Raw genomic sequence first — 22,309 nt, 5'->3', positions numbered from 1 at the left:
CACCAGTTACAGGAGTGGAGCGTTCCGAGGTCGCGCCTTGCGCGCATGAATCAAGTGAACCCCGATTTGAAACTACAACTGGCGCGCGCGTTCGGCCTTGAGTCGGATGCCGACGTCGAAGCCCTGATCGCGGCGCTGCGCTCGGGCGGCGACGTCGATTTGCAGACGCTGCGCAAGGGCTGTCTCGCACTGGTCGACAACGTGCACGAGGCGCGCACCGCGCACGCGGAAAGCGCTCAACGGCTGAAGATCGCGCTCGAAGCGACGGACCTCGGGTTGTGGGAATGGGACATCGCGACGAACGAGGTGTTCGTCGATCACGTCTACTGCAAGTTCACCGGCCGCGGAGATGAAGACCGGGTCTGGCCGCTGCATGTCCTGGCCGAAACCGTGCACCCGGAGGACCGCCCGCTGTTTCGCGCCGCACTGAACGCCGCGGTGGATGGCACGGCGCCGAAATTCCAGATCGATCATCGCGTCCGGCATGCGGATGGCCGCTGGGTCTGGCTCGAAACCTTCGGCGATGTCACGCAGCGCGATGCCGATGGCCGCGCGGTACGTATGACCGGCACCCACGCCAATATCACAGAACGCAGACAACTCGAACGCGCGCTCAGCAATACGCTGCGCGTGATGCACGCGCTGCTGGAAACCTTGCCGCTACCCGTGGTCATTCGCGACGCCGACCGCCGGGTGACCATGGTGAACGCCGCCTGGGAGGAGATGCTGGGGTTCTCGCGCCAGGAAATCATCGGCAAGACGCTCGATGCGGATGCCGCACGCCCCAAGACGATCGGTCACCGCGAGACCGATGAAGAGATTCTCGCCACGAAGAAATCGATGCGCTACGAGACCGAGATCCACGCGAAGGGCGGCGCCGTCTACAACGTGCTGGTCGCGAAGACTCCGCTGCTGTCGGATGACGGCTCGATCGTCGGCATCGCTTCGGTCACCACCGACATCTCCGAGCAGAAGCGCACGACCGAAATGCTCGAACGCGCGCGTGTATCGGCCGAGGCGGCGGTACAGGCCAAATCGCGGTTCCTCGCCAACATGAGCCACGAGCTGCGCACGCCGCTGAACGGCGTGGTCGGCATGGCGTCGCTGCTGGAAAACACCGCGCTCGATGCGAAACAGCGGCGCTTCGTCCGCACGCTCAAGAGTTCCGCCGAGGCGCTGATCACGCTCATCAACGACGTGCTCGATCTGTCCAAGGCGGAAGCCGGCAAGCTGGAACTGGCGCGCGCGCCGTTCGAGCTGCGGCGCGAGCTCGAGCAGGTGGTCGGTTTGTTCGGCGCGCGCGCCTACGACAAGAACATCGAGGTCGCGGCGCACATCGCGCGCAACGTGCCGGCGACGATCCACGGCGATGCGATCCGGCTGCGCCAGGTGCTGGGCAATCTCGTCAACAACGCCGTCAAGTTCACCGAGAGCGGTGTCGTGTTGCTGGCCGTCACGGCCGTGCCGGGCGAGGGCCGGGAAACGATCCTGGACTTCTCGGTGACCGATACCGGTGTGGGCGTCGCACCGGACGAGCAACGGCGGATCTTCGAAGCCTTCGAACAGGCGGACGGCAGCGTCACGCGCAAGTTTGGCGGCACGGGCCTGGGGCTCGCCATCAGCCGCCAGCTGGTCGAGCTCATGCACGGCAGCATGGATCTGCAGAGCGAAGCCGGCGTCGGCAGCCGCTTTTCATTCCGCATTCCGGTCGGCGTGCCGCGGGTCGAACTACCGCAACCGGCGCCGGCGGCGGATCTCGGTGTGCTCCTGATCGGCGCACACCCGATCATCGGCGGCGCGATGCGCGAAACCCTGTCGCTCGAAAGCTCCCACGTAGTCAGTGTCGATTCTTCGAGCGCCGCGATCGCAGCGCTGCAGGATTTCGACCCACAGGTGAAACGCATCCGCGTCGTCATCGATTCGAACGCCGTCGCGAAGCTGGAAGTGGCGGCGAACGCCATTCGCACGGCCGCCGCGCCGCGCCAGGTCGAAGTGATCGCGTTGTTGCCGCCCGATGCCGACGCGACGCCGCCCAAAGGAGTGAACCGCGGCTTGGTGAAGCCGCTGTGCACTGTGGACCTGCTGTCCGCCCCAAAGCCGGCGGACACCGCGCAGAGCATGCGCGTACGGGTGTTGCCGACCAGCGGTTCGCGCGGGCGCGCGCTGGTGGTCGAAGACAACGCGGTCAACCAGGAAATGGCGCGCGCGATGCTCGACATGCTCGGCTTCAACGTCACCACCGCATCGAATGGTCGCGAGGGCGTGCTGGCCGCGGCGGCCGACCCCGACCTCGACCTCATTCTCATGGATTGCCAGATGCCGGTCATGGATGGGCTGGCCGCCGCGCGCGCGATCCGTGAAGCGGAAACCGGCGGCGCACACGTTCCGATCGTCGCGCTCACCGGCAACGCGATGCCGGGCGATCGCGAAGCCTGTGTAGCCGCCGGCATGGATGACTACCTCGCCAAGCCGTTCTCGCTGACGGCGCTCAAGGCCATGATCGACAAATGGACCGGCAGCGCGACCCTGCCCGCCGGCAAGGCCGCCATCGTCACGCGCCCCGGTTGACTAGCTACTTCGCGCATAAAAAAAGAGCCGCCATCAGCCACGTTCGAAGCGCCGCAATACTAACAATGTCAGCCGCCGGCAGCCCTCTTCCGTAAACGTACGAGCTCGATGCGCGCGCGCAGCTGCTCGGTCATGCCCCCGGCGGGCTGCGTGCCGATCCAGCGTGCGGCGGCCGCGAAATCTTCCATCGCCCAGCCGTGCACCAGATTCTCCAGGTACCCGTCGTCACGGCCGATGCCGAATACATAGGCCACCTCGATCGCCTGGCCGGGCGCGCTGGCCGCGACGGAATCCACCGCGGCGGCGGCGGCCGCGCTGCGCTCGGCGTCATCGAGGGTTTTCAGCCACTCGATCGCCGCCTCGGGATCACGCGTGATCCACAGCCGCGCGACTTCCGTGCGCAGCGTCTCGCGCGCATCGCCCGGTGCCTGGCGCGCGACCATCGCCGCCACACGCGCCGGCTCGAACTGCAGCAGCTGCGACAGTAGATGGGTGAAGGCCGTCTCGAGCTCCACCGGGTTTGATGACCGCAACGCGCGCTCGATTCCGCGCGCGAGTTCGCCATTCCGCTCGCGCGCGTCGCGTTCGATTTCTTCCTGGGTGGGCGCAGGGTCTTTCGCCGGATGAAATTCCGCCGAGGGAGCGGGCGGTGGCGCCGCTTTGGGATACGGCTTGCGCGGCGCGTCGGAGTTGATCCGCCAGATGCCGCCGACCGACGCCAGACCCAGCAATGCGGCCAGTACGACTGCGACGATGGAGGTGGTTTTCATGAGCGATGCGCAAAAAAAAGAACGGGCAGCATTTGACCGCCGCCCGCAAGTGTAATCAGGCATCAAGCGAAGTTCAGCGGCTGCTGTTTCACCCGCGCCTGGCGGGGTATCGCATCCAATCGTCAGAAAAACCTGACACCATGGTGTGCGTTTTCCCGGCCAAGCGTTATACGTACCTGCCGCAGGCCGTCGTCGCGGCTATTTCCACTCGAGCTGTTGCAACGCCGCCGCGACGTTGGCGCGCGCCTGCTTCTCGTATTTTGCGTAAAACCAGTCGTGCTGATAGATAGCCGGGCGTTCGAGCAGCGAACGCAGCAGCTTGCTTCGGCCGGCCACGTACCGGGCGCGCGGCGCCCACCAGTATTCGCGCCGCACCGCGCGTTCGAACTGACTGTAGATTTCCGGCGGCGCGCCGAGGATCGCGAGGTCGATGTCCAGGATCAACGCCGTGTCGCCGCTGAAGCCGGCATCGCGATGCGCAGTGGCGAGAATCATCTGCCGGATCCGGTCGACGACATCTTCGCGGGCTGCGCGCAATGTACGCACCGCCAATGCCGCGCTCTGCGGTTCGTTGTCGCGCCGCCAGCTCTTGTAGATCGCATCGTGAAACCACAGCGCAAGTTCGACCTCGGCGGGTTCGAGCACGAGCTCCCGTGCGGCATCGAATTCGCGCAGGCAGGCTTCAAGATGCGAGAGCGTGTGGTAGTGGCGACCCATGCCGCGCCAGGCGCTGCGAATGCGCCGGTAATCGCCCTGGTCGGGGACGACGCCCACCGCGACACAGATCTCGCTCCATCGCCCGAAAGTGACGAGGGGAGTCATGGCACTAGAGTGCGCGCGCGGCGGCCGCAAATCCATAGAAGGGGTGGTCCCCAAAGGCCGACCAGAACGTTCCGGGCAACTCGGTTGGCAGCATGCGGGCAGGAGTGTCGTGGGAACACGCCTGGCCGGCCCTCAGGGTGGAGACAGGCTAACAACGTCGCGTGCGCCCCGTAATTGCGCGTGCACGAGATGTGCGGGACGGCGCAGTCCTACCGGCGTGTGAGCATCAGCTCAGGGCCGGAGGCATGGGTATTACCGGATCAACCCGAGCAGCAGCGCCGCGGCGAGAAAGAAAAGAGTCGTGAATGTCGCAGGTAGATACGAAATCGAAGTCACTTCATCGGCCCCGGTGTTCGCCTGGCCCCGGCTCTTCTCTGAGAGCGCTTTGAGCCATTTGTTTGAATGCGTGCCCAGTGTGGCGTGTGCGCAGGCGGCCCGGCAAGCCAGGAAATTTCGGGATACCTGCAAACCGAGACTTTTTCCCGTTTTCGCCGGCGCGCCGGACTTGCATGTAAACAGCTGATATCAAAGGGGGCGGTAGCCGCGAGGCAGTTTGGGGCGGCCTTGAGGCCGCGGTGGCGGCGCTTCTCGAGCCCGCATGAGTGACGCACACCATCATGCGGCGCGTTCCGACAGAACCCGCGGGTGCCGCGCGGCAAGTTGCGGCTCCATGGCCCTTACCTTGAACGCGGACAGCCGCGGCACGGGCGGCACGCCCGTGTTGTTCGTGCACTCCTTCGCCGGCGATCTGACCCATTGGAGCGCGGCGCAGGAGCACCTCAAGGCAAAACGCCGCAGCGTGGCGTTCGATCTTTCCGCACACGGCGCATCGCCCGGTGCGCTCGGCAGCTACACGATCCAGGAGCTCGCGAAAGACGTCGCGGCGGTCGCCGGTTCGCAGGGACTGGAGAACTTCGTGTTGGTAGGGCACGGCACCGGAGCGCAGATTGCGGCCGAGTACTCGAGGAGGTATCCCCAGCGCGTCAAGGCGCTGTGCCTCGTCGATCCCCCACCCGCCCCGGCGTTGCCGAAAGAGCAACTTGAGCAGCTGCGTGCCGCGGTCGAGTCTGATCCGTACGGCGCCATCGAACGGTATTGGCGCGAAGGACCGTTTATGGGCGCGCGGGCGGAAACGCAATTGAAACTGCTGGCGTCGCTGCATCGTCTGCCGCGCAAGACGGCGATCGAGCTCACCGCGAGCAGCCTGGAATACGATGCAACCGCGCCGCTGCGCGGTTACACGGGGCCGAAGTTCGCGATCGTCACGCCTAACAACGATACGGCATCGAGCCTGCACAACGTGGTGCCGGCGTTTCAGCACACCGTCGCCAAGGGCACCGGCCACTGGATCCAGCTCGACGACCCGCCAGTTTTCAACCAGCTCCTGGATCTCTTCCTCCCTCCCTGAAAAGGGGACATGCCTATTTATGAAAAGGGGACAGATCTATTTATTGGTCCACCGCCGTCTGGTCGGCACTGCGAGACTCAATAAATAGATCTGTCCCCTTTTCATAAATAGGCATGTCCCCTTTTCTGGTATGAAGGGCGCTAGGGGGAATCTGCTTGGACAATACTCAGCGCCCGACGCGCACTCGACACGTGGTCGTGTTCTTCATGGTCACGCTGGCCATGGTCACCTACCTCGACCGCGCCTGTATCGGTGTCATGGCGCCGAAAATCTCCGCGGAATTCGGCCTCGACGAGGGCCAGATGAGCTGGGTGTTCTTCAGCTTCATCTTCGCCTACGCCCTGTTCGAAATCCCCACCGCGCGCTGGGCCGACACGCACGGCGCGAAATCCGTACTCATCCGAATCGTGACCTGGTGGTCCGCCTTCACCATGATCACCGCCGGCGCGTTCAACTATGTCTCGTTGATAGTCGCCCGTTTCCTGTTCGGCGCGGGCGAAGCCGGCGCGTGGCCCTGCGTCGCGCGCGTCATGTCGCGCTGGATCCCGCTGCGTTCGCGCGGCACCGCCAAGGGCATCTTCTTTGCCGGCGCCTATGCTTCGGCAACGCTGACAGCCTTGCTCGTCACGCCGCTGCTCAACTACTTCAGCTGGCGCTCCATACTCGTGGTATTCGGCTGTATCGGACTCGTCTGGGTCGTCGCCTGGCAACGCTGGTTCCGCGATGAACCGGCCGATCACCCCGCGACCAACGACGCCGAACGCGCACTGATCCTTGCCGATCGCCCGGCCGTCGCGCCTCATCCCAAGGGCTGGCCATTCTGGAAGAGCCTGTTACGCCAGCGCAATGTGCTGCTGCTGTGCATCACCTACATGCCGAACTGCGCCACGTTCTACTTCTGCATCACGTGGCTGCCTACCTACCTCATCAAGCAGCACGGATTCGAGAAGGCCGAGCTCGGCATGTTGTCGGCTTTGCCCCTGGGGTTGAGCGTGATCACGCAGTTCCTCGGCGGATACGTGTCCGATGGCATCACGAAGAAGTTCGGCATCAGGGCCGGGCGGCGCACCCCCGGCGCGCTGGGTTACACGCTGGCCGCGGTGTTCATTCTCGGCGCCGCGCTGTCGACTGCGCCCGTCGCCGCCGCCGTGTTGATCGGCCTCGCCGCCGCGAGCTGCATGCTGACCACCGCGCCCGCGTGGAGCACCTGCCTCGACATCGGTCACGAACATTCCGCGACCGTCGGCGCCACGATGAACACGGCCGGCCAGATCGCCGCGATGGCCAGCGCGCCGATCGTCGGCTACTCGGTGAAATGGTTCGGCGACTGGAACATGCCGTTCTGGTTGTTAGGCGCGTTGTACCTGCTGGGCGCGCTGTGCTGGCTGTTCATCGATCCGAAGGAGCCGCTGTTCGCGGCAGAAGCTCGGACGTAAATCCTGCAGGCGCAGTGAGGCTCTCACCCCGCCCGCGTCACCTCACGTTGCGCAGCCGGTATTCCACGAAGAAACCGGCGATGCCCGCGAAAGTGAACAAGGTCCCGAACAGCATCAGCCAGCGCTTGATATCGTGGATCTTGCGCAAGGCATTGGCATTGAGAAGGTTGGCGACGTCCGGAATCTGCCGCAGATCGCCGTGGACGATCTTCTGGTCGACACCTTCGAGAAAGCCGGCGACGTCGATGGAAAAGGCCTTGAGCACAGCCTGGAAGATATCGGCCGAGGGCACCGATTAAATTCCCGCGCGGATTGAAAGATGAATATCGGCGAATAGTAAGGAATGATCGCGTCAATTCGTGTCGACGGCGCTTTCGCGCACGATCACGAGCAAAGGCGCACCGTAGCGTTCGAGCTTGGTCGCGCCGATGCCCGATATTCCTCGCAACGAATCCAGCGAGCCGGGCAACACCCGCGCGATCTCCGCCAGCGTGGCGTCATGGAACACGGTGTACGCCGGCACCCCGTGCTCCTTCGCCACGCCCTTGCGCCATTCGCGCAGCGCCTGGAACACGATCTCGTTGCTAGAGCCGCCCGCGAATGTTTCGCGCGCCGGCCGGGTGGATAGTTCCGCCCGCTTCCCCTTGCGTTGCTTCGCCTGCTTTTCCGACGGTTTGCGAAGCTTCAGCACGCGCCGGCCGCTCAGAACCTCCCGAGCCGCCGGTGTCAGTTGCAGGATGTTGAAACGGTCGTAGTCCACTCGCAGCAGCCGCAGCGCGACGAGCTGGCGAATGACGGCGCGCCACTGCAGGGCGGAAAGGTCTTTGCCGATGCCGAAGGTGCTCACCCGGTCGTGACCGTATTGCTCCACCTTCGGCGTGCGCTGACCCGTGATCACATCGATGATCTGCATCGCGCCGAATCCGAAACCACTCGCCTGCTCGCAGCGGTAGATGCAGGACATGAGTTTTCGCGCCGCCTCGGTCGCGTCCCATTCTTCCGGCGGCACGAGGCAGTTGTCGCAGTTGCCGCAGGGCTGGCTCGCCTCGCCGAAGTAGTCGAGCAGACGCACACGGCGGCAGTCCACGGTTTCGCACAGGCCCAGCAACGCGTCCAGCTTCGCGCCCGACACGCGTTTGTGCTCCTCGCCCGACGGTGACTGGTCGATGAGCCGGCGCTGCTGCACGACATCCGCGAGGCCGTACACCATCCACGCATTGGCCGGCAGACCGTCGCGGCCGGCGCGGCCCGTCTCCTGGTAATACGCCTCGATGCTCTTCGGCATGTCGAGATGCGCGACGAAGCGCACGTCGGGTTTGTCGATGCCCATACCGAAGGCGATGGTCGCCACCATCACGATGCCGTCCTCGCGAATGAAGCGGCCGAGATGTTCGCCGCGCGTCTCGTGTTGTTTGTCCGCGTGGTACGGCAAGGCGTTGATACCCGAATCCACCAGGAACGCGGCGGTCTCGTCCACGGATTTGCGCGTGAAGCAGTACACGATGCCCGAGTGGCCCGCGTGTTCTTCGCGGATGAACTGCAGCAGCTGCTTGCGCGCATTGTCGCGCTCGGCAATGCGGTAGCGGATGTTCGGGCGGTCGAAACTCGAGATGAAGACGCGCGCATCCGCAAGCCCGAGGCGCGCGACGATCTCCTTGCGCGTGGCGGCGTCCGCGGTCGCCGTCAGCGCGACGCGCGGGATGCCTGGGTAACGCTCGGCCAGCACCGACAGCCGCATGTACTCCGGGCGGAAATCGTGGCCCCACTGCGAGACGCAGTGCGCTTCGTCGATGGCGAACAGGGAGATAGTCGCCGCATCCAGCAATTGCAGACAGCCATCCGTCACGAGCCGTTCGGGCGCGACGTACAGGATGTCGATTGCGCCGGCTCGCACGGCCTTTTCCACGCGCTGCTGCTCGGACCACGACAACGATGAGTTGAGGAATTCCGCGCGCACGCCCGCTTCACGCAGCGCCGCGACCTGGTCCTGCATGAGCGCGATGAGGGGCGAGACCACGACGCCGATACCGTCGCGCACGAGCGCCGGCACCTGGTAACACAGCGACTTGCCGCCGCCGGTGGGCATCAACACCAGCGCATCGCCACCGCCAGCCACGTGACCGATGATTTCCGCCTGCGGCCCGCGAAACGCCGGGTAACCCCAGACTTCGTGCAACACCTGGCTCGCGCGGCTCATGACTTCGTCCATAAGGCCGCGATTGTTGAGAGTTTTGGCGGCGGCGCAAGCCTTTAATCAACGCGAATGGAAATAAAGACAGACTGCGGGATCCTCGGCCGCGGCAAGCGGGGACTCGCCTCAGCGAGGGCTCGCCGGGCACATCGGGATGAACCTCTCGAGCAGGAAATCCGTCAGCACGCGCACTTTGCGCGGCGGGTGATCGCCGGGCGGGCGCACGATGAACAGCCCCGCCGCCGGAATCGGATACTCGGGCAACAGCCGCACCAGTCTGCCGGTGGCGAGATGTTCGTTCGCGAGGAATTCCGGCAGCGCGATCACGCCGAGACCCGCCAGCGCGGCCTGCACCAGCGCCAGCCCGTTGTCGGATTTGAATCTGCCCTGCGGATGGACGACCACGATCTTGTCGCCATCGCGGAAGCGCCAGGACTCGGTGCCCTGCATGAGCGCCGGATGGCTCTGCAGTTCTTCGAGCGACTTGGGCGCGCCATGTGCCTTGATGTAGTCGGGGCTCGCGACCAGCGCTCCGCCCACGTCACCCACGCGTCGCGCGACCAGCACGGAATCCTGTAGATAGCCCACGCGGATCGCCAGGTCGAAGCCTTCGCTGATCAGATCGACGAGGCGGTCGCCGTACGCCACGTGCAATTGCAGCAGCGGATGACGCGCGGCGAACTGCGCGAGCATCGGCGCGAGTTGCGCGACGCCCAGCGACATGGGCACCGCGATGCGCAGCAGGCCGCGCAACTCACCGTTCGGCGAAACGCTTTCGCGCGCCGCGTCGATCTCCGCGACCGCGCGCGCCGCATGTTCGCGGAAGGTGGCGCCGGCTTCGGTGAGCGCGGCGCCGCGGGTGTTGCGCGTGAGCAGTTGGGCGCCGAGCTCGTGCTCGAGCCGGCCCAGCCGGCGGCTCACGATCGACTTCGGCAGGCCCAGCCGCCGCGCGGCGGGTGACACACCGCCGGTGTCGGCGACAGCTACAAAAGTCTCTAAATCCTCGAGATTTGGCATTGGCGTTCCACTTCATGCAACACAGATACGCGGTTTTAGCGGCTAGTGTGCCGTTCCGCGGGACGCCAGACTGCGCTTCAAAGAGAAAAGGAGCAAGTCATGACAAACCTACTGGTCATCAACAGCAGCGCCGCCGGCACGGATTCCGTGTCGCGCGTGCTGGTCGCGGATGCCGTTTCGAAACTGCTGGCCGCGCAGCCGGGCGCGCAGGTGACGCATCGCGATCTCGACGCGTCGCCGGTGCCGAATCTCACCAGCGCGACCCTGGCGGGTGTGCGCGGTGTCGCGAAGACGCCTGTGGAGATCGAAGCACGCAAACTTTCGGACCAGCTGATCGCGGAGCTGCGTGCGGCGGACACCATCGTGATCGGTGCGCCGATGTACAACTTCAGCACCTCGACGCTGCTGCGTGCGTGGTTCGACTACGTACTGCGCGCCGGCGAGACATTCAGCTACTCCGAAGCGGGCCCGAAGGGTTTGTTAGGTGGCAAACGCGTGATCGTCGTGGAAGCGCGTGGCGGCTTGTATAGCGAAGGTCCCGCGGCGGCGGCGGATTTCCAGGAACCGTATCTGCGGCATCTGCTGGGCTTCATCGGCATCACCGATGTGACGTTCGTGCACGCCGAGAAACTCGGCTACGGCCCGGACGCGCGTGAAGCGGCGTTGAAGAGCGCGAAAGCACGGATCGGCGAGATTGCCGGCGCGCCGGCGAGACAGGCGGCATAGGCCATTGCAAACGGGGACGTCGAGGCGCGTCCCCGTTGCCGTGCTTTCCCGGGGGCATGCCACCGCTTGAATCCCGCGGCGCTGCCCTGACGATGCGAGAGTGGATTCTCCCCCTTCCCCGATTCCCGCCGACGATGGCGATCTGCTCGACGCCTATTCGCAAGCCGTGACCACGGCGACCGACGCCGTCGCGCCCGCCGTCGTCCATATAGAAGTGAATGCCGCGCGCGACGGCAAACAACGTCGCGGCACGGGTTCCGGCTTCTTCTTCACGCCCGATGGCTTGTTGCTGACCAACAGCCACGTGGTACACGGCGCGCGCGAGATCAGGGTTTCCACCCAGGATGGCGAGCGCTTCGCCGCCGATATCGTGGGTGACGATCCCGACTCCGACCTGGCGGTCGTGCGCGTCAGCACGCGCGGTGCGCCACACGTGAAGTTCGGACAGTCCGCGAAGCTGCGCATGGGCCAGATCGCCATCGCGATCGGCAATCCGCTTGGGTTCGAACATACGGTCACCGCGGGCGTGGTGAGTGCCCTCGGCCGATCCTTGCGCGCGAGCACGGGAAGGTTGATAGACGACGTGATCCAGACGGATGCCGCGCTGAACCCCGGCAATTCCGGCGGGCCGCTCATCAATGCGCGCGGCGAAGTGATCGGCGTGAATACGGCCATCATCCCTGGCGCGCAGGGTATCTGCTTCGCTACCGCGAGCGACAGTGCGCAATGGGTGCTGCAACAGTTGTTAGCCCATGGGCGCGTGCGGCGCGGCTGGCTCGGTGTCGCCGGCATGAACGCGACGCTGGCGCGGCGCATCGCGCGGCATCATGAGATCGGGAATGCGTCGGGCGTACGTGTGCGCAGCATCGAGCCACGCAGCCCCGCGGCGGCGGCTGGAATCGAAGCGGGCGATCTGATCGTGGGGCTCGATGGCGAAACCATCACCGGCATCGACAAGCTGCAGCAGACTTTGAACGCGCAGCGTATTGGCAGGCCGATCGAGCTCGTGTTGTTGCGTCACACGCGCAAGGTGACACTGCGGATCACAGCCATCGAACGGCCGTAGCAGCGCTTCACGCTGCTTTCTTTTTCTTCGCCACCGTTTTCTTTCGCAGCCCCGCGAGATCCCAGACATCCGCCGCCGCCTTCTTGAGCCAACGCGTCATGTCCTTCGAACTGATCTGCGACGCATCCGAATAAACAATGTGCGCGGCCTTGAAGCTGCCCACGGCCTCGAGCGTCGGCTCATCGAAAGATTGGCCATTCCAGAACATCAACGCCACGCCCTTCGGCTTCTTCGTGTAACCCACCACCGGGTTGTCGCCGATGAACCAGACCGGGATCGCGTGCCAGATCTTCGACGTAGCCTTCGGCAGCCGCGCGTCGATGGATTTTCGCAGGCTCGCGCAAATGGCCGATTGCTTCGGGCTCAGGGACTTGGCGTACGCAGCGACGGGATCGTCAGCCATGGGTTCTTCCTCTTTATGGGTGGACTGTAGCTGATGGTCGAACGGCCAGTCGCAGGATCGACATCGGAGGTGCCGGGAAGGGGAGTGGTGCCGGGGTGCAATTCTCGTAATTGCGCCGGCGCTGGCGCGCGCACGAACGGCTACTCAATTACGAGAATTGCACCCCGGCACCGCTGCGCGCCACCGCTGCCGTGTTTCAGAGCACGACGAGCGTGACTTCGATGTTTCCGCGCGTGGCGTTCGAGTACGGGCAGACCTGGTGCGCCTTCTCGACCAGCTCCTGCACCTGCTCCCTCGGCAGGCCGGGCACGGAGATCTCGAGCTGCACTTTCAGTGCGAAGCCGGTGGCGATCGGACCGATGCCGACCGAACCGGTGATGTTCGATTCCGCGGGCAGCGCGATCTTCGATTTGCCGGCGACGAATTTGAGCGCGCCCAGGAAGCAGGCCGAGTAGCCGGCAGCGAACAGCTGCTCGGGATTCGTGCCCGCGCCACCGGCGCCGCCGAGTTCGCGCGGCGTGGCGAGGGAAACGTCGAGCACCTGGTCGGATGAAACGGCGCGGCCGTCGCGGCCACCGGTTGCCTTCGCCTGGGCGGTGTAGAGGATCTTTTCGGGGGACATGGTCGACTCCTTGCGGTTGGGTTAATACGTTTGGTGGAGTGCACTTTGCCCGCGGAATCGATACGATTGGCTACCTTACGTATTGGTTACTTGATCGAGAGTATTTCCCATGGCAGATCGACTCCAGGCCCTGCTCGCCCATTTCGCTGTCAGCGCCCGCACGTTTCACGCCGGCGCGTTGTGCGGCATCACTTCGCTGGATGGCACAGGCCCGTACGGACAACTGCACCTGGTCCGCGCCGGCAAGGTGGAAGTGCGGCATGACAGAAGCGTCGCAGCACGTATCGAACAACCGAGTCTGCTGTTGTATCCGCGGCCGATGGCGCACCGCTTCATCTCCGATTCCGAACGCGGCGCAGATTTCGTCTGCGCAAACCTGAGCTTCGAAGGCGGCAGCGCGAACCCCATCGCCGCCGCGCTGCCGCCCTTTGTTTGTTTGCCGCTCGATCAACTGCACGGTTGTGAGGCCGTGCTGAACCTGTTGTTCATCGAAGCGCATGAGCAGTACTGCGGCCGGCAGGCGATGCTCGACCGGCTGTTCGAAGTCGTGTTGATCCAGGTGTTGCGCCAGCTCATGGAGCAGAAAAAGACGCAAGTGGGCATGCTCGGCGGAATGGCGCATCCGCAACTGCGCCACGCACTCACCTCGATGCACGATGAGCCGCACAAGGAATGGTGCCTGGAAGACCTCGCGGCCGTGTGCGGCATGTCGCGCAGCGTGTTCGCCAACAGCTTCCGCGACACCGTCGGTGCGACGCCCGGTGCCTATCTACAACGCTGGCGCGTGGGCCTGGCGCAGAAGGCCTTGCTGGCGGGCAAGTCGCTCAAGCTGATCGCGCAGGATGTCGGGTACGGCAGCGAGGCCGCATTGTCGCGCGCGTTCAAGGCGCAGAGCGGCCGCAGCCCGCGGGAGTGGCGGAAGGAAGCATCCGCGTGAGCCCGCCCGCGCTCGCGGGCTTGGCACGCCGCCCTTGTTAAGCGTAGGTTTGCCATCAATGTCGAGGGCACTATGAAGCGAAAAGTGGGACACCCATTCAAACTTGCGGCCATCGTCCTGGGCGCGTCCGCGATGCTGGCCGGCTGCGCCTCCGCTCCGCCGGCGGCGGCGGAAGTTTCGGACGACGGTCTGCAGCGCGTCGACGTCTCGCTGTTCGACGAGCTGTATGTCGCCCCGGGCGTGTCGCTCGCGAACTACCAGCGCGTGATGCTCGACCCCATCGAGATCACGTTCAAAAAGGACTGGCGCAAACAACATCCGGATCTGAGCGACCGTGAATTCGAAGCGTTTCGCGGTGAACTCGCGCGGCTGCTGCGCGAGAAGCTGGTCGCCGAGCTGGCGCACGGCGGCTACACGATCGCCGAGTCGCCGGACAAGGATGTGATCCGCTTGCGCGCCAGTATCGAAAAGGCCGACTTCGCGGGCCCCGAACCGCTGGGTGACAAGAAGACGCTCGCGTATACCGATGGCGAGATGACATTGCGCGTGCTGGGGTTCGACGGGCCGAGCGGCGCATTGATCGCGCGCGCGAAGGACTATGAAGAGGATTCCGAGACGCAGATCCTCGAGCGCGCGGATCGCATCAGCGCGTATCACAACGCGCAGAAGATGTTCGCGAAATGGGCGGAGGCGCTTCGCAGCGCGCTGGATGTGGCGAAGGTGCGCGCCGGGGCCCGCTCGCCCAATCAATGAAGCTGAATCCACGCGTCTCGGGCGTTCCTACACGGTTGCACGGCGCCCGCTGATCACGGCGCGCCCGCGCGGCCCGCAGGCTGGCGGCAAGAGGTGCATCATGCCGAAGCCAAATCCCATCGATCTCGATTCGCTGCTCGATGAATCGGGCAATGAATTTCCCAAGGGCCACGACATCCGCTCGCTGGGCCCGAGCGACAGTTCCGACACCGGCGCCGACATGGTGGGCGTTGGCGGGTTGGATAACACATCCGATCGCAACGGCACCGGCGAACGCGCCAGCGTGGAGAACGATGCCGAGCTGGATCTCGAATCGGACATCGGAGCCGATGGAATCGTTGCAGCGGAAGAAGCAGGTCTCGGCGGCGGACTCGACCAGGCGGAAGAAGCGCAGCTCGGCGTCACCGATGAAGAGATAGACGCGGCAGTCCGCGAACGGCTGGGGCTCGACAGCAAATAACAGCGCGTGCAGGACGGATGACGTCGCTGGCGCGCGACGGTCCTCGGGTCCATTCGGACGCGGCTCGCCGGAACGCGGGTGTTTGTCTTACACGGATTCTTGTGAGGCCTCGTTATGGTGGGCCCTAACAAGTGAGGAGCTGATCATGCGTATATCCAGTGCATTCCTGCCGCTCGCGGCGGCCACTATCCTGATGATGGGCTGCGGCAGCGAAGAACCCGCCAACAAGGCCGTCGCACAAGCCACCGAATCGGTGGAAACACTGCGCCCCGAGGCAACCCAATTCGCGCCGAAGGAGCTGGCCGCGGTGGACGCCACGCTCGCCCGCATGAAGGCGAATCTCGCCGCGGAGAAGTACTCGGCGGTGATCAAGGATGTTCCGCAGATCAATACCGAATACGCCGCGGCGTATGAGGCGACGAATTCGATGAAGACGTTGAGCGCCGCGGCGCATAACGAATGGGAAGAGCTGAATACCGAGGTTCCGAAAACGGTGCAGGAACTCGAATCGCGCGTCGCAGCGCTCTCCGGTGGCGCGTTGCCGAAGGAGATCAGCAAGGAGACGCTCGCGTCGGCGAAGGAAGAGCTCAAGGGCATGAAGGCGACGTGGGCTGAAGCCACCTCCGCCGCGTCCTCGGGCGATACGTTCGCGGCCACGGACAAGGGCCGTGCCGTGCAGATGAAGGCCGAGAAGCTCAAGGATCAACTCGGGATCGGTTCAACCGTCGCATCACTCTAACTAGCATCCGGGAAAGCCCGGCCGGGTCGCAGGACCTGGCCGGGCTTTTTTTTGGAGCTGGAGAAGACTCCGGACTCCCGCCATCAAACGCCGGGCATGCACGATTCTCGGGTACATCCCTCCTCATCCCCTTCGGTGTGATAATTTCCGCGCAGCTTTTCGAAGGGGGCTCTCGATGAATCACTTGCGCGCCGCCTTGTGCGTGGCTGCTGTCTTGACCGCCGGAGGCCTTCCGGCCGCAGCGCCAGCCGCCGACACCATCCGCATCACCGTCGATGCCGCGAAACCCGGCGCCACGATCGACCGCAACATCTTCGGCCAGTTCGCCGAGCATCTCGGCCGCGGCATCTATGAGGGTATCTGGGTCGGGCCGGATTCGAAGATCCCCAATACGCGCGGCATCCGCAACGACGTGGTCGCGGCGCTCAAGGCCATCAAAGTGCCGAACGTGCGCTGGCCGGGCGGCTGCTTCGCCGATGAGTACCACTGGAAAAATGGCATCGGGCCGCGCGATAAACGCCCCGCCACGCTCAATCCCAACTGGGGCGGTGTAATCGAGCCGAACACTTTCGGCACACACGAGTATTTCGATTTCCTCGAGCAGATCGGCGCCGACGCCTATCTATCCATCAATGTCGGATCCGGTACCGCCGCCGAAGCCGCGGACTGGCTCGAGTACCTGACGACACCCCAGCCCACGGCGCTGCAGCAGCAGCGCGCCGCCAATGGACACCCCGAACCGTATCGTGTACCGATTCTCGGCCTCGGCAACGAGACCTGGGGTTGCGGCGGCTCGATGACGCCCGAGTACTACACCGACCAGCTCAAGGTGTACGCCCGCTACGCGCGCAACTACAACGGCAAACAACCCATGCGGCGGATCGCCGTCGGACCCGACAGCGGGCACACCGAATACACCCAGGCCGTGATGGCCGCGTGGAAGAACAAGACCTGGGCCTGGGACATCGAGGGCATCTCGCTGCATTTCTATACCGTCGTGAAATTTCCGCCGGCGTTCAAGTCCGTGGATTTCGACGAGGACGACTACGCCACGCTGCTCAAGGAAACGCGGCGCATGTACGACCTGCTGAAAATCCACGGCGACATCATGGATAGATACGACCCCGGGAAGAAAGTGTTGCTGTCCGTCGACGAGTGGGGCGTGTGGCTGGAAAAGACGCCAGGGACACAAGAAGGGTTTCTCGAGCAGCAGAACAGCCAGCGCGATGCCGTCATCGCGGCGCTCAACATCAACGCGTTCGCGCGGCATGCGGATCGCGTACGCATCGCCAATATCGCGCAGATGGTGAATGTGCTGCAGGCGATGATCTTCACGCGCGATGAAAAGATGCTCCTGACGCCTACCTACCATGTTTTCAAGATGTACGTGCCATTCCAGGACGCGGTGTTCCTGCCCGTGCAGTTAGACGCCGGCACGTATGAACATGGAGATATCGAAGTGCCGCGCGTGGATGCCATCGCGGCGAAGGGCAAGGATGGCAAGGTATGGTTGGCGCTCACCAACCTCGATCCGCATCGCGCGGTCACGATCGATGTGCAGGTTCCCGGTGTGAAGGCAACGCGCGTGCGCGGAGAGACGTTGAGCGCGCCGCGGTTCAACAGCGTGAATACGTTCGAGGCGCAGGAAACGGTGAAACCGAAAGCGGTGAGCGTGAAATTGTCGGCCGTGACTCTGGCGCCCGCATCGGTGACCGTGGTGGCGCTGGAATAACATGGCGCTCGGGGCAACCATCTACACGTTCGACATCGAACTCGCCGATTCCGATCGCGGCGTCTACGAGTCGCTGAACCTGCGCGTGGCGCAGCATCCGAGCGAGACGCCGGACTATCTGCTGACGCGTGTCCTTGCGTACTGCCTGGAGTTCTCCGAGGGCATAAACTTCTCGAAGGGGCTATCGGATCCCGATGAACCGGCAATCTCCGTACGCGATCTGACCGGTGCGCTCAAGACCTGGATCGACATCGGCCTCCCGGAGCCCGATCGGCTGCATCGCGCCAGCAAGGCGGCGCCGCGTGTGGCGGTGTACACGCACAAGGATCCGGCGCAGTGGGTTGCCAAACTCGACGCGGCGAAAATCCACCGCGCCGAGAAACTCGAAGTATTCGTGTTCGATCGCGCGTGGCTCGCGCAACTCGTCACGCGCCTGGAACGGCGCATGAAGTTCTCGCTGGCGCGCTCGGAAGGAGAGATGTATCTGACCGCCGGGGACGTCACCTCCCAGACCGTACTCGCGCGACCGCTGGGTTGAGCCAGGCGCGTCCCTAATCGCCGCGCGGGTCGCGCGGCTTCTTCCGCAGGTGCCGGATGCGGCGGAAGCTCACCAGCTTCTTCGACGTTTCATCCCACAGCCGGAAATTGAGGGATGTCAGGCTGCCGAACAGCGTGATCGGTGTGACCTGCTGGAACACCGGGTCCGCGAGATGGCAGCGCTCCAGATTGTAATTGGGGATGTTCGAAGCCAGGTGGTGGATGTGATGGAACCCGATGTTGCCCGACAGCCATTGCAACAAGCGGGGCAGCTTGTAATACGAGCTGCCCTGCAGCGCGGCGGCCGTGTAATCCCACAACTCGTCGCGTTCCCAGTATGCGTCTTCGAACTGGTGCTGGATGTAGAACAGCCAGATGCCCGACGCGCCGGCCACCATCCATGCCACGCCCTGCAGGAGTAGATAGGTCCAGAAGCCGAATGCCCAGCTCATCAGCACGGCGACCACCAACAGCGCGAGATTCATGAGCCACACCGAGTAACGTTCGCGCGGGCTCGCGTCGGAAGCCGCGAAGCGCTGGCGGAACAGGAACACGTACAGCGGCGCGATCACGAACAGCACGAACGGGTTGCGCACGAAGCGGTAGGAAAAACGCTTCCAGCGCGTGGATTCCAGGTACTCCTGCACCGTCATCGTCCAGATGTCCCCGACGCCGCGTTTGTCGAGGCGGCTCGACGTGCCATGGTGAATCGCGTGCTGCCAGCGCCAATGGTAGTAAGGCGTGAACGTGAGGACACCGCACAGGAACCCGAACACGGCATTCGCCCAGTGCGATTTGAAGAACGAGCCGTGGCCGCAGTCGTGGAAGAAGATGAAGACACGCACCAGCAGCGTGCCGGCCAGCACGGCAAGCGGGACCGCGAACCACAGCGAAATGTCCTTCACGAACCACATCAGCACCCAGAGCAGCGCATACGGAATGATGGTGTTGAAGAGCTGCCACAAGGCGCGGGCCGTCGAGGGTTTCTGAAAGTGCACGAGCACGGCACGCAGGCGTTTCCGTTCGTCGCGATCGAGTGCGCCGGGTGCAGGTGGTGGGATGGTCACGGCGGCCATGATGCTCCCGAAACGGGCGTTTCGCAGTCCGAGAAGTCTGAGTGTGGCGTCGTCTTTGTCCTTGTTGCGAAGAGCGGCGCGGCGCTCTTAGGCGAGCGCCGATGATCCATGTCAGCTGAATGCCGCGCGATCAGCCCAGCCGATCTTCCAGTTCGTCGATCAGGGCGCGCAGCCGCGTACATCGCGCGACCACCGCATCGAGCCGCGCACGCGCGGCGGCCACGAGTTGCGGTTTTGCATCGCTACGGCTGGCCAGCTCACGCAATTCCGCGCGTGCCTTGTCGTAGGCGTCACGGGCCGCGGCATAACGTTGTTCCGCGAGCGCCAGGCGGCGCTCGCGCTCGTCGCCGCTGACGACTTCGGCGCGAGGACCGGTGTTGCCAGAATGATTCACTGTGTCCACGTTGACGTCCTGCAGCAGCGGCTCGATGGACGGCAGCGTGCCAACGCAATCTGATGGTTGTGTGGCAGCCCCGTGAATCGGGCGCATGGCCGCACGGGTCCTGACGATTCGCGGCTTTGAACGTCCTTCATTGCCAGCACCGTTCAAGGGCCGTCATAAGAACCGCCCATGAAACTCTCGAATGTCTTCGCGCTTGCCGCGTTTGTCGTTGCCGCCTCGGCGCAGGCAGAGCAGCGGCAGACGGAAATGGCTGCGCAGTCCGCCGAGAGCTTCGCCACATTCATGGACAACCAGCACCGCTTGCAGGAGCGACTCAGCGGCCAGGTCTAGGAGGACCGCGCGATGTTCCTGACCACAGCGCCGCTGCCGGCGCAACGCAATGGCTTGTTAGGCCAGTGGAAACTGGACAAGACGAAGACCGCGGCCGCCAACCCGTTCGCGGAATTGAACGCGATGATTTCGCGGCCGGCGTGCGAGATGGTGTTCGGCGACGGGATCTGGGATTTTCGTGCCGAGGCGTTGTGGAGCAACGACGAAGGCTTCGGCGAGCAGATGATGACGGAGGTCGATTACCGCGGGAACGAGGGCATCGTCGGCGTGGTGCCGAAGACGTTCATGCGGTTGCTGGTCTTCAAGGTGGTCGATCGCAATCGCGTGCAGGAGCTCACGTCGACGCGGATCGGGGCGGATCCTTGTACGTTCGTGCGCGTGGGCGGCGGGAAGGCTGTGACTGCGCCCGCGCCGGCTGGCCGGGTGGCGAGTGCGGTTGCGACGAACGCACCGGCGGTGGCGCCGCCGCGCTCGACGCTGGATCGCCCTTCACGCGAGGTCTGCGCGATGACGCTGCTCGACAAGTTAGGCCAGGTCGGCGTCAACCAGGCGCGGGCGATGTCGGATGTGCGGTTCAAGGAGCCGGCAATCGAAGGCGTGGCGCCGGGAACGGGCGGCCTGCGAATCGATCTGCGTGGCAGCGTGTGCGACGACCAACGTGGTCACGACCCGACACAATCTTCTTCGCGAATCCAACAAATGCGCCTAACAACAGTCCGGCAGGGACGATGTACTGAAGAAATGCCGCAAGAGTCTGAATGTACGCAGCACTGATGTGCTGACTCAAGTCCTCGACGCTCTTCACCGAACGTGGATCCGACTTTTGATCCGCCAATTGATGCAGACCCACGAAGGCTACGAGCGCGAGTGCGACACTGGCCCACCAAGGGATCGTCGATGCGACTTTGATCACGTCGTCAAAGCTGGAGAGCTTTTTACGTGCCATTGCGCTACAGATTGGTGATCAGATCTTTACGCTTCGATTCGTACTCTTCCCGGGTTATCAACCCCACATCGAACGCGTCTTTGAGATCGGACAGTTTCCGAGTGAGTTCGCTCGTTGGCGCAGGATCAGCCGCGCGGGCGGAACTCTCATTCAGGCTCACTGGCACGTCAGGATTCGCCGTCGCGATCGAGGGGCCGCTCGGCCGGACCACCTGGGCGAGCACTTGATCCATGACCGGCAAGATCTTTGTTCTCGTATTGGCCCATTTATTGAGCGAGAAGCCGCCGCCGCCCTTGAGATGGTAGTTGGCGGTCGCGATCTGTCGGCCGTCGCGGAGAATGTCGATCTGCGCATCCGTCATGTACATCGCAAGATCCCAAGTACGCCGGGCGGTGTATTCGGAGGTAAAGGGACATCCCGGCGCCATCGATCCAGTAATCACTTGGCTCGTGATCCCGTACTTTTGGAAGCCCTCCCGCATGACGTCGACAAAATCGCCGACCATTACGCGAGGGTTGTCGCTGATACAGACGTGGGTAATTTTGTGCTCGGCGCTAACCGGCTGAACGCGCACCGAGGTGCAACCTCCAAGAGCAAAGCTTCCGATCAGCACTAAAACGCCGAAATTCAGCTGATTATGTGATAACCGCACTGACGTCTCCTTTTGGTCACGACAAGGCTCGACCGGCCCGGTCACCTTGGCGTTTCGAAAGGAGAAGCCTAAATCGCGTTGAGGAATCGGCCGTTGACGTATTTCACACTCAATCCCTTAGGTCTAACTAAATTAGACGGCATCGCGATTGAGTGCGAGTAGCTGTGATGAGCCCGCGTACTCAAAACCACCCATGGACTCGCCGCGTTTCACAAGCAGAGTTACGATTCATGACGCTTCCGCAATTGCTGTCCTGAACGCCTTGCCTGGATCAACAAGACGCAGAAAACTCCGGAAATTCCATCCTCGAGCCGGGAGGCGAATAAGACTGTGACAGAATCGGGACATGTCCAGTCTCCCGCCCTGCCCGAAATGCGCGTCCACCCTCACCTACGACGATGGCGCCCTGCTCGTCTGTCCGGAGTGCGCTCATGAGTGGAAGGAGTCCGCGATCGTTGCACCGACCGAAGAGACGTCGGTCATCCGCGATGCTTTCGGCACGCCACTCACCGACGGGGACAACGTCACCGTGATCAAAGATCTGAAGGTGAAAGGATCTTCGTCCGTGGTGAAGGTGGGAACGAAGGTCAAAGGCATTCGCCTCGTGCACGACGGCGATCACAACATCGACTGCCGCATCGAGGGCGTCGGCGCGATGGGGTTGAAGTCGGAGTTCGTGAAGAAGGCGTAGAGACGTTATTCGCGGAAGCGATCT

Annotated in this window: 24 protein-coding genes; 14 read left to right on the top strand and 10 right to left on the bottom strand. The window is 63.8% G+C overall.

Annotated features, from left to right (window positions below):
- The first annotated feature begins 45 nt into the window (after nt 1–45).
- Nucleotides 46–2,568, top strand: coding sequence for an ATP-binding protein (locus WDO72_12310; protein MEJ0086462.1), 2,523 nt, complete (start codon nt 46–48; stop codon nt 2,566–2,568).
- Between the two features lie 68 nt (nt 2,569–2,636).
- Here WDO72_12310 and WDO72_12305 read toward each other — a convergent pair whose 3' ends face one another.
- Nucleotides 2,637–3,338: a hypothetical protein gene (locus WDO72_12305; protein MEJ0086461.1), complete on the bottom strand. Its 702-nt coding sequence runs from the start codon at nt 3,336–3,338 to the stop codon at nt 2,637–2,639.
- Nucleotides 3,339–3,536: 198 nt separating this feature from the next.
- Entirely contained in the window at nt 3,537–4,160 is a 624-nt protein-coding gene (locus tag WDO72_12300) for an N-methyl-D-aspartate receptor NMDAR2C subunit (protein MEJ0086460.1), read from the bottom strand.
- A gap of 670 nt (nt 4,161–4,830) precedes the next feature.
- On the opposite strand from WDO72_12300, the gene WDO72_12295 reads away from it, so the two are divergent.
- Together WDO72_12295 and WDO72_12290 are read left to right on the top strand one after the other, a co-directional pair.
- Nucleotides 4,831–5,568, top strand: coding sequence for an alpha/beta hydrolase (locus WDO72_12295; protein ID MEJ0086459.1), 738 nt, complete (start codon nt 4,831–4,833; stop codon nt 5,566–5,568).
- A 155-nt stretch (nt 5,569–5,723) separates the two neighbouring features.
- Nucleotides 5,724–7,004 carry an MFS transporter gene (locus WDO72_12290; protein MEJ0086458.1) on the top strand — a complete coding sequence of 427 codons (1,281 nt, stop codon included), beginning with the start codon at nt 5,724–5,726 and terminating at the stop codon, nt 7,002–7,004.
- Nucleotides 7,005–7,041: 37 nt separating this feature from the next.
- On the opposite strand, the gene WDO72_12285 is transcribed toward WDO72_12290, so the two are convergent.
- The 3 genes from WDO72_12285 to WDO72_12275 all read right to left on the bottom strand — a co-directional run bounded on the left by WDO72_12285 (nt 7,042) and on the right by WDO72_12275 (nt 10,212).
- Nucleotides 7,042–7,296: a hypothetical protein gene (locus WDO72_12285; protein ID MEJ0086457.1), complete on the bottom strand. Its 255-nt coding sequence runs from the start codon at nt 7,294–7,296 to the stop codon at nt 7,042–7,044.
- 60 nt (nt 7,297–7,356) lie between these two features.
- Nucleotides 7,357–9,201, bottom strand: coding sequence for a DNA helicase RecQ (gene recQ / locus WDO72_12280; GenBank protein ID MEJ0086456.1), 1,845 nt, complete (start codon nt 9,199–9,201; stop codon nt 7,357–7,359).
- Between the two features lie 120 nt (nt 9,202–9,321).
- Nucleotides 9,322–10,212: a LysR family transcriptional regulator gene (locus WDO72_12275; protein ID MEJ0086455.1), complete on the bottom strand. Its 891-nt coding sequence runs from the start codon at nt 10,210–10,212 to the stop codon at nt 9,322–9,324.
- Between the two features lie 99 nt (nt 10,213–10,311).
- On the opposite strand from WDO72_12275, the gene WDO72_12270 reads away from it, so the two are divergent.
- Both WDO72_12270 and WDO72_12265 read left to right on the top strand, forming a co-directional pair.
- Nucleotides 10,312–10,938 (top strand): FMN-dependent NADH-azoreductase, encoded by a 627-nt coding sequence (locus tag WDO72_12270; protein ID MEJ0086454.1) that lies wholly within the window; start codon nt 10,312–10,314, stop codon nt 10,936–10,938.
- 100 nt (nt 10,939–11,038) lie between these two features.
- A complete protein-coding gene (locus tag WDO72_12265) occupies nt 11,039–12,004 on the top strand; it encodes a trypsin-like peptidase domain-containing protein (protein ID MEJ0086453.1) in 966 nt (321 codons plus the stop codon).
- Nucleotides 12,005–12,011: 7 nt separating this feature from the next.
- On the opposite strand, the gene WDO72_12260 is transcribed toward WDO72_12265, so the two are convergent.
- The gene (locus WDO72_12260) at nt 12,012–12,407 is read right to left on the bottom strand and encodes a DUF1801 domain-containing protein (GenBank protein ID MEJ0086452.1); all 396 of its coding nucleotides are present in this window, start codon (nt 12,405–12,407) and stop codon (nt 12,012–12,014) included.
- A gap of 196 nt (nt 12,408–12,603) precedes the next feature.
- Nucleotides 12,604–13,029, bottom strand: coding sequence for an organic hydroperoxide resistance protein (locus WDO72_12255; protein ID MEJ0086451.1), 426 nt, complete (start codon nt 13,027–13,029; stop codon nt 12,604–12,606).
- 109 nt (nt 13,030–13,138) lie between these two features.
- Between WDO72_12255 and WDO72_12250 the strand changes: the two genes are divergently transcribed.
- The 6 genes from WDO72_12250 (at nt 13,139) to WDO72_12225 (ending at nt 18,188) form a co-directional block, all read left to right on the top strand.
- Entirely contained in the window at nt 13,139–13,966 is an 828-nt protein-coding gene (locus tag WDO72_12250) for an AraC family transcriptional regulator (GenBank protein MEJ0086450.1), read from the top strand.
- Between the two features lie 72 nt (nt 13,967–14,038).
- Nucleotides 14,039–14,719, top strand: a complete 681-nt coding sequence (locus tag WDO72_12245; GenBank protein MEJ0086449.1) for a DUF3313 family protein — start codon at nt 14,039–14,041, stop codon at nt 14,717–14,719.
- A 100-nt stretch (nt 14,720–14,819) separates the two neighbouring features.
- Nucleotides 14,820–15,179, top strand: a complete 360-nt coding sequence (locus tag WDO72_12240) for a hypothetical protein (GenBank protein MEJ0086448.1) — start codon at nt 14,820–14,822, stop codon at nt 15,177–15,179.
- 145 nt (nt 15,180–15,324) lie between these two features.
- On the top strand, nt 15,325–15,918 hold the full coding sequence (locus WDO72_12235) for a hypothetical protein (GenBank protein MEJ0086447.1): 594 nt from the start codon (nt 15,325–15,327) through the stop codon (nt 15,916–15,918).
- A gap of 175 nt (nt 15,919–16,093) precedes the next feature.
- Complete coding sequence (locus WDO72_12230; protein ID MEJ0086446.1) at nt 16,094–17,650, top strand: alpha-L-arabinofuranosidase C-terminal domain-containing protein; 1,557 nt, start codon at nt 16,094–16,096, stop codon at nt 17,648–17,650.
- A 1-nt stretch (nt 17,651) separates the two neighbouring features.
- Entirely contained in the window at nt 17,652–18,188 is a 537-nt protein-coding gene (locus tag WDO72_12225; protein ID MEJ0086445.1) for a YaeQ family protein, read from the top strand.
- A 13-nt stretch (nt 18,189–18,201) separates the two neighbouring features.
- Here WDO72_12225 and WDO72_12220 read toward each other — a convergent pair whose 3' ends face one another.
- Together WDO72_12220 and WDO72_12215 are read right to left on the bottom strand one after the other, a co-directional pair.
- Complete coding sequence (locus tag WDO72_12220; protein MEJ0086444.1) at nt 18,202–19,254, bottom strand: fatty acid desaturase; 1,053 nt, start codon at nt 19,252–19,254, stop codon at nt 18,202–18,204.
- A 139-nt stretch (nt 19,255–19,393) separates the two neighbouring features.
- Nucleotides 19,394–19,753 (bottom strand): hypothetical protein, encoded by a 360-nt coding sequence (locus tag WDO72_12215; GenBank protein MEJ0086443.1) that lies wholly within the window; start codon nt 19,751–19,753, stop codon nt 19,394–19,396.
- Nucleotides 19,754–19,834: 81 nt separating this feature from the next.
- Here WDO72_12215 and WDO72_12210 point away from each other — a divergent pair, with 81 nt between their 5' ends.
- Both WDO72_12210 and WDO72_12205 read left to right on the top strand, forming a co-directional pair.
- A complete protein-coding gene (locus tag WDO72_12210; GenBank protein ID MEJ0086442.1) occupies nt 19,835–19,996 on the top strand; it encodes a hypothetical protein in 162 nt (53 codons plus the stop codon).
- A 12-nt stretch (nt 19,997–20,008) separates the two neighbouring features.
- On the top strand, nt 20,009–20,770 hold the full coding sequence (locus tag WDO72_12205; protein MEJ0086441.1) for a hypothetical protein: 762 nt from the start codon (nt 20,009–20,011) through the stop codon (nt 20,768–20,770).
- 176 nt (nt 20,771–20,946) lie between these two features.
- On the opposite strand, the gene WDO72_12200 is transcribed toward WDO72_12205, so the two are convergent.
- Nucleotides 20,947–21,594, bottom strand: coding sequence for an Sbal_3080 family lipoprotein (locus WDO72_12200; GenBank protein MEJ0086440.1), 648 nt, complete (start codon nt 21,592–21,594; stop codon nt 20,947–20,949).
- Between the two features lie 346 nt (nt 21,595–21,940).
- Here WDO72_12200 and WDO72_12195 point away from each other — a divergent pair, with 346 nt between their 5' ends.
- Nucleotides 21,941–22,285, top strand: coding sequence for a zinc ribbon domain-containing protein YjdM (locus WDO72_12195; GenBank protein MEJ0086439.1), 345 nt, complete (start codon nt 21,941–21,943; stop codon nt 22,283–22,285).
- The last annotated feature ends 24 nt before the right edge of the window (nt 22,286–22,309 follow it).

The sequence above is a fragment of the Pseudomonadota bacterium genome, from assembly GCA_037200975.1.
GTDB lineage: Bacteria > Pseudomonadota > Gammaproteobacteria > Steroidobacterales > Steroidobacteraceae > CADEED01.
Note: the sequence above shows the minus strand (reverse complement) of the source record. Positions and strands in the feature narration are given on the sequence as shown.